We start from the raw sequence: 11,667 nt of genomic DNA, 5'->3' as shown, positions 1-11,667 counted from the left end.
CTTCGTGTCGCTTAGAGCGGTAATTGAAGGGTACACATAAAATATTTTTAGGAGCTACTATGCTGATTTTATCATCAAAACAAGAGTGGTTCGGCAACATGCGCGGCGATATTCTCGCCGGAATCGTGGTTGCTCTCGCTCTTATCCCCGAAGCGATTGCGTTTTCGATTATCGCTGGGGTTGATCCGAAAGTGGGGCTGTACGCTTCGTTTTGTATCGCTACGGTCATCGCGTTTGTCGGTGGTCGTGCGGGGATGATTTCCGCCGCGACGGGGGCTATGGCATTGCTCATGGTAACGCTCGTAAAAGAGCACGGATTGCAGTATTTGATGGCGGCAACATTATTGACGGGGGTATTGCAGATATTTGCTGGGTATATCAAACTCGGCGTATTGATGAGTTTCGTTTCCCGTACCGTCGTGATTGGATTTGTAAACGCATTGGCGATTTTGATTTTTATGGCGCAACTCCCTGAACTCACCAATGTTACATGGCACGTCTATGCTCTAACGGTGGCGGGGCTGGGGATCATTTATTTGTTTCCCTATATCCCTACAATCGGAAAGCTTGTTCCCTCACCGCTCGTGACGATTGTCGTTCTCACCCTTGTCGTTGTGGCAATGGGGATTGATGTTCGCACGGTCGGCGACATGGGGCAACTTCCTGATACGCTTCCTCTTTTTCTCTGGCCGGATGTTCCTTTGAATTTTGATACGTTGGCAATTATTTTTCCGTACTCTGTGGCATTGGCGGCGGTAGGGCTGTTGGAATCGTTTATGACGGCAACGATTATCGATGATATGACCGATACCGACAGCGATAAAAACCGAGAAGCCAAAGGGCAGGGGATTGCGAATATCGCCAGCGGATGTATGGGGGGGATGGCAGGATGTGCGATGATCGGACAGTCGGTTATCAATATAAAATCAGGAGGGCGAGGGCGACTCTCGACGTTGATTGCAGGAGTTCTGTTGCTTATTATGGTTGTATTTATGTCGGATTTGATCAAAATTATTCCGATGGCGGCACTTGTTGCGGTGATGATTATGGTCTCCATCGGCACGTTTAACTGGGATTCGATCAAAGGGTTGAAAACCTTGCCTCTTTCGACCAATATTGTGATGCTCTCCACCGTATTTGTCGTTGTCGGAACCCATAATCTTGCCCTCGGTGTCTTTACGGGGGTACTTCTCGCATCGTTATTTTTTGCCAATAAAATCAGCCATTTTATGTATTGGGATAAATCATTCGAAGAGACAAGCAGTACCCGTGTCTATAAATTCATCGGGCAGATTTTCTTTAACTCAGCGGATCGTTTTGCCGATGCGTTCGATTACAAAGAGGATGTCAAAAATGTCATTATTGATGTTACCCGTGCCCACTTTTGGGATATTACGGCTGTCTACGCCCTCGATAAAGCGGTGATAAAACTGCGTAATATGGGCAAAGAAGTCGAGGTAATCGGACAAAACGAAGCAACCCGCACCATCATTGACCGCTTCGGTATTCACGATAAGCCCTCTGAAATTGAAAAAGTGATGGGTGGACATTAATAACATTCTTATATTTGCGTTACAATAAGCTAAAAAAATTAAGGGCAGAGATAGAATGTTAACGATTATTGTAACCACATTGCTATTGTCGCTCCTTATCAATATTTTTGTCCGAAAAATTCATCTCCCTACGATCATCGGGTATATTTTTACCGGTACGGCTATAGCCTATATCTTTGATCTTCATCATGCCGTCAGTAATCACGATCTCAAAGAGATTGCCGAGTTTGGGGTTGTCTTTTTGATGTTCACCATCGGACTTGAGTTCTCTCTGGCGCACTTGAAACGGATGAAACATGAGGTATTTGTAACGGGGACATTGCAGATTCTTCTCACTTCCACGATCGTGTATCTTGTTGCCCATTACGGCTTGAAACTCGATCAAAACTCATCCTTTATTATCTCTCTTGTCATTGCCCTCTCCTCGACCGCTATTGTTCTCAAACTTTTAAACGAAAGCGGTGAGATAAACCGCCGACATGGACAGCGATCACTGGGAATTTTAATTATGCAGGATATCGCCGTTATTCCGATTTTGCTTATCATCGGATTTATGAGCAGCAGCGCTCATGATATATCCTCCGCATTGCAGGATATGGCTATCAGTGCCGTGATTTTGTTGGCATTTTTATGGGTATTCGGAAAGCATATATTGGAGCCTTTTTTAACCCAAATCCTAAAAACAAACTCGGATGAGCTTTTTGTCGGAAGCGTTCTGTTTTTGGCTATCGGGGCATCGTATTTAGCCCATATCCTAGGGTTTTCGTACTCTCTGGGTGCTTTTATCGCAGGTATGCTCATCGCCGAAACCAAATACAAACATCAAGCAGAAGCCGATCTGATCCCTTTTCGGGATTTACTGCTCGGGATCTTTTTTATCACGGTAGGGATGCAGATAGATTTTTTCCTCCTTATCGCTCAATGGCATATCATCGTATGGCTTTTGATCGGCGTTATGGTGTTAAAATTCATCATCATTTTCGCTCTTGTACGACTCAACGAAAGTAAAAGAGTCAGCCTTAAAACAGCCCTCAGCCTTATACAGATAGGAGAATTTTCACTGGCGATTTTGGAGCTGGCGCGATCAAACGATCTGATTGCACAGCCCTACAGCCAAGTGTTGATTGCGACCATTGTCTTATCCATGATCATTACCCCTCTTATTTTGAAACATTTAACGCCATTAACGGATATGTTCATAAAAAAAGAGGATGAAAACATTTCCAATGAATTCTTTTCGGATGAGTTAAAAGACCACACGATTATTTTAGGCTTTGGAGAGTTTGGACGCAACGTTGCCGTAGCCCTCAAAGAAAAAGGTGAATTCTATCTTGCGATCGAAAATAATATCAACACGTTTCACGAGATTCAGAAGATGGGGGAACCCGCTATTTTCGGTAATGCACTCAAAAAAGAGGTGTTAAAAAAAGCCAATATCAAGTTCGCAAAATACGTTATCGTCGCTATCGACAATCCCGCAAAACTCTATCACGTATGCCAGACCATAGAGCAGTTTGTCGACAACTCTAAAATTATTGTCAAAGTACATACGCAACACGAAAAAAACATTATTGCCGAACTCGGTATCACCAACATCATCATCGAAAATCAGGTGATGAGCCAGCAGGTATCTCAGCTTATTATTGAGTAATGATCCTTTAGTGTGCTTTGATTAAATCGACGATTTCGGCGACACTGATGAGTTTTCCGGTACTCACGACTTTACCGTCGATAACGAGTCCTGGGGTGCTTATGACATTGTATTCCATGATCTTCATAATGTCTTCGACTTTTTCGATTTGAGCGAATTTACCGCTAAGTGCCACCGCTTGTTTTGTCGCCTCTTCGAGGGCTTTGCATTTCGCACATCCCGTCCCTAAAATTTCGATTTTCATTCTTTTCCTCCTATAAGACACTCTTGCATCATTGGTGCCAAGGTTTCAGCATTGACATCACCCGTAATCGTAATGGTAGAGCCGCCTTCGACTGTTGAGAGTTCAATTCCCTCGATTTTTTGCATGATCGCGGGATCACATGCACACTCACATTGACCGCTCTGGCACGCTTCGATTTTCGCACTTAGCTCTTCGGTACTAAATCCACCGAGAAAGGCTTTGACTCCACCTGTGTGGTTCATCATTTCGATTTTCATATTATCTCCTATAAAATGGCATTAAACAGATATCCGACGCCCATAATCCCCAGCGTTACGGTACCGAAAAAGATGGCGATGAGTTTGAGGCTCATAATCCGCTTAAGTATCATCGCTTCGGGGAGGGAGAGGGCGGTGATGGCCATCATAAACGACAATGCCGTCCCCATTAGCATCCCTTTGGAAGTGAGCACTTCGATAAGCGGCATAACCCCTGCGGCGTTGGAATACATCGGAACCCCTAAGAGTGTCGCGAGAGGAACGGCAAATGGATTATCCGCCCCTGCGATAGAGGTGATAAACTCGGTCGGGACATAGCCGTGGATAAAGGCACCCGCACCGACACCGATCAATATATAGAGCCAAATTTTACGGAGGATATCGAAGGTGTAATCCCAAGCATCACTCAAACGTGTTTTAAACGCTATCACCTGATTTTCGGCGTGAATCTCCCCCTCAATCGGCTTAACTTCTATGAGAATCTCTTTCTCCAACCCCATTCTGCCGATAACGATCCCGCCGATAATAGCGACGAGAAGACCGAATCCGATATACAACGCCGCCACTTTCCATCCGAACATAGTGAGCAGCATCGCAATGGCGATTTCGTTGTTCAACGGTGCGGATATCAGATAGCTAAATGTCACTCCAAGCGGTATCCGTGCTTGTAAAAAACCTAAAAAGAGGGGAATCGCCGAACACGAGCAAAACGGGGTGATAATCCCAAACAGCGCGGCGAGGACATTCCCCGTATATTCATGTTTTTTACTGAGATACTCCCGTACTTTTTCAGTAGAGAAGTACGAGCGTAGAAGGGTTACCGCGTAAATAATCGTGGTGAGGAGAAAGAGGATTTTTACCGTATCGTAGATAAAAAAGTTGAGAGCATCGGAGAGTTTCTCCCCTTGCGGCATTTTCAGCCATTCATAGACGAGGACGTTGACGCTCTCCTGCCACATAATCAGTCACACAACTCGGATTGGATGATCGGCAAGAGGGTCTCTTCGATAAGTGCTAATGTTTTAGCATACTCTTCCACTTCTTTGCCGCTTGGATCTTCAAATGCTACATGGATCGTTTTAACGGCCTTTGGAAACATCGGGCAGGTCTCATGCGCATGATCGCAAACGGTGACAACGAGATCGAACGGAGTATCGATAACGGTATCGATAACTTTGGAGTGGTACTCTTCTCTCCAGTATCCTTTCTCTTCGAGAAGGGCTTGTGCATTCGGGTTTACTTTACCGCTGGCTTTCACCCCTGAGCTTTGCGCAAATACGCAATCTCCCATTTTCGCATTGATAAGGGCTTCACCCATAATGGATCGGCAGCTGTTGCCGGTACAGAGGATAAGAACATTTTTCATAATTTACACTCTCCAGTTTCTGATAATTTTTGTAATGGGGGAAGTTCAATTTCCAAACAACGGATTTCAGCCAGCGCTTCACCACGGAAACGATCCAGCGGAGAACGCAAAGAATAATAAGCCCACGTACCACACCGATCCACCCGTAAAAACCCTCCCTCTTTGAGGATTTTCAAATGACGCGAAAGACGTGATTGGATCATCCCAAAGCTCTCTTGGAGATCACAGACGCACAGCGGACCGTGCTTATCCAAAAAAGCGAGGAGTTTGATACGGGTTTCATCGTTAAGTGCCGATACGGTTTCTAAAAAAATATCCATGCGTACCCTCCGATTTATGAAAGTGTAACAAAATAAAAATAATATATCAAGATATATTGATATTATGATACAATTTCTCTATCTGTTTTTGGAGAACACTATGATTTTAGCGGTTTCGCTCTTTTTAGTTACCCTTCTTTTTATTATTTGGCAACCGCGCGGATTGCAGATCGGAACGACAGCAGTAGTCGGTGCAGTGGTAGCGGTGATTCTCGGTGTGGTAAGCCCTCAGGATGTGTGGACAGTAACATCGATCGTATGGGATGCAACACTTGCGTTTATTGGCATTATCATTCTATCGATGGTGCTTGATGAGATCGGATTTTTCGAATGGGCGGCATTGAAGATGGTTCGGTTGTCCAAAGGAAACGGGAATTTGATGTTTATCTATATGATGATCCTCGGTGCACTGGTAGCGGCTTTTTTCGCAAACGACGGGGCGGCGCTGATCCTCACCCCGATCATTTTGGCCAAGATGAAATATCTGAAACTCAATCCCGTCGCGATGTTTGCTTTTTTGATGGCGGGGGGATTTATCGGTGACAGTGCGTCCAATCCTCTCGTCATCTCTAACCTCACCAACATTGTGACGGCAGGATACTTCCAAATAGGTTTTTGGGAATACGCACGGACGATGTTTCTCCCGAATCTCCTCAGTATCATCGCCTCGATCGTCGTGTTGTGGTTGTTTTTCCGCAAAGACATTCCGAGTCATATCGATGTCGACCACCTCGCCACTCCTGAATCGGCGATCAAGAATATGACGATGTTCCGCCTCAGCTGGTGGTTTTTGGGATTACTGATGGTCGGCTATTTCATCGGGGATGCGTATCATCTCCCTATCTCGGTATTTGCCCTCGGCGGTGCTTTGGTATTTTTAGCGATTGCGACGTATTTCAAAGCGACGAAACCGCTTCTCACGATCAAAGCGGCACCGTGGCAGGTGGTGTGGTTTAGTATCGGTCTTTACGTCGTCGTCTACGGTCTTAAAAACGGCGGCCTGACGACCTATCTCGCAGGGGTGATTATGGAGCTTCAGAGTATGGGGAACGTCTATGCCGTCATCGGTACAGGCTTTCTCTCCGCCATCCTCAGCTCAGTCATGAACAACATGCCGACCGTTATGATTATGGACATCGCGATTGCCGAAGCGGGGAACAGCGCGCTCGCTTATGCCAATATCATCGGATGTAACCTCGGGCCAAAAATGACCCCGATCGGATCACTCGCCACGTTGCTTTGGCTCCATGTTTTGGCGCAAAAAGGGGTTAAGATCGGATGGGGCGAGTATATGAAAGTGGGGCTCGCGATTACGCCACCGGTGTTGTTGGTGGCGTTAATAGGGCTATTATAAAAAGTAATTATTCAGTAAAATAGCAAACTTTTTTACCGTTAGGATCACAATGGCTTCATCTCAATGCGCACTACAAGGGATCATCACACTTTACAGCGATCTTGCTCAAAACCCCGATAAAGATTTCGGATGGGACAAAGGGGTGAAAAATGCCCGAAACCACGGCTATAAAGAGGAGTGGATCGAGAAACTCCCCACGGCTATGTGGGATTATTGTGCCGCGGTCGGCAATCCGTTCGAGCTTGGAGAATTCCCTGAGGGGGCGAGCATCCTTGATTTAGGGAGCGGTGCGGGTGTCGATTTGTGTGTCGCGGCATTGCTGGTGGGTGAGGGTGGAAAGGCTATCGGTGTCGATATTACGCCGTTGATGGTCGAAACCGCAAGTCGTCACGCTAAAGAGGCAGGTTTAAACAATGTCGAAGTCGTAGAAGGGAATCTCGAAAATCTCCCCATTGAAAATGAAAGCGTCGATATCGTCATCTCTAACGGTGCGATCAATCTCGCATCCTCCAAGCCAAAAGTATTCGAAGAGATTTATCGTGTCCTAAAGCCTGAGGGGAAACTCTATTTCGCCGATATGATCGATATTTCAGAAGGTAGCTGCGTAACGTCATGTTGTTCCTCTTCGCAAGGCGACTGGGCTAACTGCGTGGAGGGGACGCTCACCAAGGAGGCTTTAATAGAATTGATGGGTGAAGCGGGATTTATGAATATCGAGTGGACGGGAACCAACCACTATACGACAGCTCCGACCACTGCGGGCTCAACCTTTAGAGCGACCAAGGGCTATGGGAACGTTAAAGAGCGCCACTGGGAAAATGTTTATACGACCAAGGATATGAGCAAAGTCGGCTGGTATCAAAAAGAGCCTTCGATTTCACTCTTATTATTGCAGAAAATAGGCTCAACTTCCAAAGACGCTTTTATCGATGTCGGATGCGGAGTCTCTACTTTGGCGGATACTTTGATCGATTTAGGATATAGGGATATTATGCTTCTCGATATCTCCCAAAGTGCACTGGAAATTGTCAAAAAACGACTTGGGGCATCTGCGGATCTTCCCCTCTACCGTGTCAGTGATGTATGTGCTTTTTCATCGGATAAGCTCTTTGATGTATGGCATGACCGTGCGGTATTTCATTTTCTTCAAAAAGAGGAGGAACAACTTGCCTATATAGAGACTCTCTCCCGTTCACTCTCTCCTGAAGGGCACGCTATTATCGGTACGTTTGCGATAGATGGTCCTGATAGTTGCAGTGCATTACCGGTTCGACAATACGATGAAGATCGGATGAAAAATCTCGTCCGAGACCGTTTTGATCTTATCAATGTTATCGAAGATACACATAGTACACCGAGTGGAAGTGAGCATAAATATTGCTTTTTCGTGTTGAGACCGAAGTACTAACAGTGTCAAAACTGCATTAAAAATAATATTTCACTCCGAGCGAGAGGGTCTGATTTTTGGTTTCACTGTCGGGTTCATAATAGGTGTTTATGACGTTAGAAGCTCCGATGTTCCAGTACTCATAGCTGTAACGTCCAAAAGCACTCCATTCGTGATCCAGTTTTATCTCGATAGGTACCGAGACGGTGTATCCATAGACATTTTTGAGATCGAACGTATAGCCGTGCAAATTTTCATACATTTGGGCGTTAAAGGCTTTGCGATAATCGGCATCGATTCCGATAAAAACATCGGGTGAAAATTGGGTGTGCAATCCTAATCCTACACTCATATAACCCCACTCATACAGCTCCTCGTATCCTGATACACTTTGAGTGCTTCGGATATCTCTCAGCCATCCGCGATATCCTATACCCGCGCGAAACGGCATTTTCGTGTATTGGTCGAGAATGGAGGTGACTTGGTAACCGAGTGTGTAATCGACAACGGTATTTTGGGTGGTGGTACGATGAGAGCCGTATGTAGGATTTATAGTTGTCCCGCCGATGTAGTCGGTATCTCCCTCACTGTAATTAGCACCGATGTAAAAGCCGTTCATACGAGGTTCTAAACGGATCCCGAATCCTGCGATATCTCCGAAATCATTGGTTTCGGTATCGAGAAGATTGCCGCTTCTACTTGTTTCGGCATAATCAAAACGGGTGGTATCAACGCTTATAGAGAGGCTATATTCTGATGCTGATAGAGATAACGCACCAAAAAGTGTAAGGTGCAAAAAAGTTCGATGTAACATTTAAAACCTTTTTTTTAATTGTATCCGAAAACAGTTAACCCCCGACGTGTACTGATATTCGAGCTTGTATCCGTGCTTTTCGAGGATCGAGTGGGTGATATACAGCCCCAGCCCCAGCCCCGTCATAGAACTTTCATAGGTGCGGTTAAACGGTTTGCTAAAGTGACGGTTTTCTTCACTAAGGGGGTCTCCGACACTGCATATTTCGATAGATTGGGACAATATAATCAGCGTCGGTTTGGCAGTGGAATATTTAAGGGCATTATCGAGAAGATTTTTCAATGCAATCGCAAACAGTTCAAAATCGACGTTGATAAGGAGGGCGGAATCTTCCCCTTTGATCGTAATGTTTTTTTTGTCGCACATTAAAATATCGCAGGTATGATCGAGGATATCGACGAAACGATACTCTCGGGCATTGATGTTGATCTCTCCGCTGCTAAAACGCTCCATTTTCGAAAATTCCCCGAGCAGATAATCCATACGGTTAAATATCCTCTTGAGCCTCTCTTGATTCTCAGAGGCTTCAAAGCAATCAGTCGTGAGAGAGCCTTTCATAATAGGTGTTTTAAGCTCATGCAAAATATTGCGCAGAAAAAGGGAACGTGCCTCTTTCATCGACGCGATTTTCTCTAATGCGAGGTTGAATTCCTGTGTGATTTGGGATATTTCGTCTTTCCCCTCTATCGGCACATCCAGATGGGTATCCCCCTCTTTAAAATTGATGATGGCATTTTTGAGACGGTGCAGGGGAGTGAGCTTTTTGAGTATGAAGCCGAAAAAGAGCAAAACAAGAATATCAATAACGATCATAACGCTCCACACACTGATTGACGATTCTTTTTTTAGGTCTTCTAAGACGATAGGAGAAAAATCACCCATAGGAGGCGGAGGCGGTAAAACGTGATCGAACATCGGAGGAGGGGGAAACGGAAATCTTGGTGGCAATGATTTTACAAAATAGACGTTACCGTTATAGCGGAGCATTTTTCCGAAGGGAAATTCCGCCATATTCTTTCCGTGAGATCGGAGGAAATCGGGTGAGAGAGATGAGGGAGCGATCATTAACTGCCGCAGTTCGGCATCAAAATTTCCGCTTTTATGATGTATAAGCCGCTCCGCCAAAGCAAAACGTCTCATTCTGTCCTCTTCCTGCTCTTTGGAGAAATGTTGATCTGCAATCCAAAATAACCCATTTATCAAGGCAAAAATGAGGAGAAAGAAGAGGGAAATTAGCCGTATAATGGAGTGATTATTCATTGACAAATTTGTATCCTACACCTCGTACCGAGACTATGTAATGGGGATTTTTGGGATCATCACCGATTTTTTGGCGGATACGTCCCATAATGACATCGATACTTTTGAGACTGCTCTCAAATTTAATCGAGCCGATATTCATCAGCAGCTCTTCGCGTGAAATAGCGTAGCGATCTTTTTTAATCATATATAAAACGATATCGTATTCGGCTTGTGTCAGGCGCAAGAGTATGCCGTGGCGGGTAATCTCGTGCCTGTTCTCATCCACTTCGAAAGGGGCAAACTTTTTAGGGAGTGTGGGGTGAAGACGCCGCATAATGGCATCGATCCGAAATATAAGCTCTTGCGGATCGTAAGGCTTGGGGAGATAATCATCCGCACCGCGTGAGAATCCCATCATTTTATCCCGTATGTCGGAGCGTGCGGAGGAGATGATTATAGGGATGGCACTCTCTTGGCGGATCAGGCGGCAAATCTCCATCCCGTCCATCTGCGGGAGTGAGAGATCAAGTACCAAAAGATCAAACTGCTTTGTTTGGAAAAGGGTGAGTCCCTCCAGCGGAGTGGGGGCGATGGTAACCTCAATCTCATCTTTATAGAGGCGTGATTGTAACAGCTGTGCTAGCTCAACATCATCTTCGATCATTAAAACCTGTATCATAAATCGATTATATCGGGGAGTAAGTAAATAAAAAGTAACATGCCCAATAGGGCATGTTTGCTTAAGCACTGATGCTTAAGAGGGAGGTGGAGTTGCTTGAAGAGGCATTACTGCCATAGTAGGAGAGAATTTTTTGAAGCATATCATTACGCATCGTTTTAAATGCGTCATCGGTTTCTGTCTCTGTCGAGGCAGTTGAGGCCGTTTCTGTAGAAGCGGTTGTACTCTCAGAAGATTTCTCTTCAAACAGTGCCATAAACTCCTCAGAACTGATCGTTCCGTCTTGATTGGTATCGAGTGCGGAGAAAATCTCATTTGTGCTTTCACTCTCTGAGGAAGAGGATGATGATTCACTCGGTGGTGGTGGAGGGGGCATTCCGCCAGACGGTGGAGGTGGCATTCCCCCTTCACTTTCCCCCTGAGACTGTTCAGGCGGCTTCATGTTTTTAAGTGCCGTTACAAACTCTTCGGTACTCATACTGCCGCTGCTGTCGGTATCGAGCAGAGAAAAGATATCGCCGGCATTTGAGTTGTTGGAAGCTGCAGTAGTAAACTCAGTGGAGCTAATAGAACCGTCACCATCTGTATCCATGCTGCTTAGCATCTCTGCCGCGATCTCTTCAAAATTCGGTTTAGACGTTTTTTCAGTTGAAGAGGTCGAAGAACCGTATGACGTGTATGAACTGTAATTCGTTCCGACTGTCATGGGAGACTCCTTATCAGGTGTAGCAAGAAAAAGTTTCTTACTCAGTTGAAAGGATAATTTTTATACAGTAACTATTGGGTAACATTTAGGCAAA

13 protein-coding genes are annotated in these 11,667 nt (G+C 45.3%); 4 read left to right on the top strand and 9 right to left on the bottom strand.

Annotation, left to right across the window (positions count from 1 at the left end):
• Window positions 1-59 precede the first annotated feature (59 nt).
• Both Q8O20_RS06715 and Q8O20_RS06710 read left to right on the top strand, forming a co-directional pair.
• Entirely contained in the window at window positions 60-1,553 is a 1,494-nt protein-coding gene (locus tag Q8O20_RS06715) for a SulP family inorganic anion transporter (RefSeq protein WP_305530534.1), read from the top strand.
• A gap of 55 nt (window positions 1,554-1,608) precedes the next feature.
• A complete protein-coding gene (locus tag Q8O20_RS06710; RefSeq protein ID WP_305530533.1) occupies window positions 1,609-3,204 on the top strand; it encodes a cation:proton antiporter in 1,596 nt (531 codons plus the stop codon).
• Between the two features lie 7 nt (window positions 3,205-3,211).
• On the opposite strand, the gene Q8O20_RS06705 is transcribed toward Q8O20_RS06710, so the two are convergent.
• The 5 genes from Q8O20_RS06705 to Q8O20_RS06685 are packed head-to-tail and all read right to left on the bottom strand — an operon-like array spanning window position 3,212 to window position 5,391.
• Window positions 3,212-3,448 carry a thioredoxin family protein gene (locus Q8O20_RS06705; protein WP_305530532.1) on the bottom strand — a complete coding sequence of 79 codons (237 nt, stop codon included), beginning with the start codon at window positions 3,446-3,448 and terminating at the stop codon, window positions 3,212-3,214.
• Complete coding sequence (locus tag Q8O20_RS06700) at window positions 3,445-3,705, bottom strand: hypothetical protein (protein ID WP_305530531.1); 261 nt, start codon at window positions 3,703-3,705, stop codon at window positions 3,445-3,447. Before Q8O20_RS06700 ends, Q8O20_RS06705 begins: the two co-directional genes overlap by 4 nt.
• A gap of 8 nt (window positions 3,706-3,713) precedes the next feature.
• On the bottom strand, window positions 3,714-4,664 hold the full coding sequence (locus tag Q8O20_RS06695; RefSeq protein ID WP_305530530.1) for a permease: 951 nt from the start codon (window positions 4,662-4,664) through the stop codon (window positions 3,714-3,716).
• 2 nt (window positions 4,665-4,666) lie between these two features.
• Window positions 4,667-5,071, bottom strand: coding sequence for an arsenate reductase ArsC (locus Q8O20_RS06690; protein ID WP_304740415.1), 405 nt, complete (start codon window positions 5,069-5,071; stop codon window positions 4,667-4,669).
• Window positions 5,068-5,391, bottom strand: coding sequence for a metalloregulator ArsR/SmtB family transcription factor (locus Q8O20_RS06685; RefSeq protein ID WP_305530529.1), 324 nt, complete (start codon window positions 5,389-5,391; stop codon window positions 5,068-5,070). The genes Q8O20_RS06690 and Q8O20_RS06685 overlap by 4 nt, the downstream gene beginning before the upstream one ends.
• A 100-nt stretch (window positions 5,392-5,491) precedes the next feature.
• On the opposite strand from Q8O20_RS06685, the gene Q8O20_RS06680 reads away from it, so the two are divergent.
• A complete protein-coding gene (locus Q8O20_RS06680; RefSeq protein WP_305530633.1) occupies window positions 5,492-6,745 on the top strand; it encodes an arsenic transporter in 1,254 nt (417 codons plus the stop codon).
• Between the two features lie 49 nt (window positions 6,746-6,794).
• Window positions 6,795-8,153: a class I SAM-dependent methyltransferase gene (locus Q8O20_RS06675; RefSeq protein ID WP_305530528.1), complete on the top strand. Its 1,359-nt coding sequence runs from the start codon at window positions 6,795-6,797 to the stop codon at window positions 8,151-8,153.
• 16 nt (window positions 8,154-8,169) lie between these two features.
• Here the strand turns inward: Q8O20_RS06675 and Q8O20_RS06670 are convergent, their stop codons facing one another.
• From Q8O20_RS06670 to Q8O20_RS06655, 4 genes are all read right to left on the bottom strand, one after another.
• On the bottom strand, window positions 8,170-8,946 hold the full coding sequence (locus Q8O20_RS06670; RefSeq protein WP_305530527.1) for a hypothetical protein: 777 nt from the start codon (window positions 8,944-8,946) through the stop codon (window positions 8,170-8,172).
• The gene (locus Q8O20_RS06665; protein WP_305530526.1) at window positions 8,947-10,206 is read right to left on the bottom strand and encodes an ArsS family sensor histidine kinase; all 1,260 of its coding nucleotides are present in this window, start codon (window positions 10,204-10,206) and stop codon (window positions 8,947-8,949) included.
• Window positions 10,199-10,867, bottom strand: a complete 669-nt coding sequence (locus Q8O20_RS06660; RefSeq protein WP_305530525.1) for a response regulator transcription factor — start codon at window positions 10,865-10,867, stop codon at window positions 10,199-10,201. Before Q8O20_RS06660 ends, Q8O20_RS06665 begins: the two co-directional genes overlap by 8 nt.
• Before the next feature lie 61 nt (window positions 10,868-10,928).
• Entirely contained in the window at window positions 10,929-11,573 is a 645-nt protein-coding gene (locus Q8O20_RS06655; RefSeq protein WP_305530524.1) for an EF-hand domain-containing protein, read from the bottom strand.
• Window positions 11,574-11,667: the final 94 nt, after the last annotated feature.

The organism is Sulfuricurvum sp. (assembly GCF_030691015.1).
Taxonomy (GTDB): domain Bacteria; phylum Campylobacterota; class Campylobacteria; order Campylobacterales; family Sulfurimonadaceae; genus Sulfuricurvum.
The sequence above is the reverse complement of the archived record's forward strand: the minus strand, read 5'-3'. Positions and strand labels throughout refer to the sequence as shown.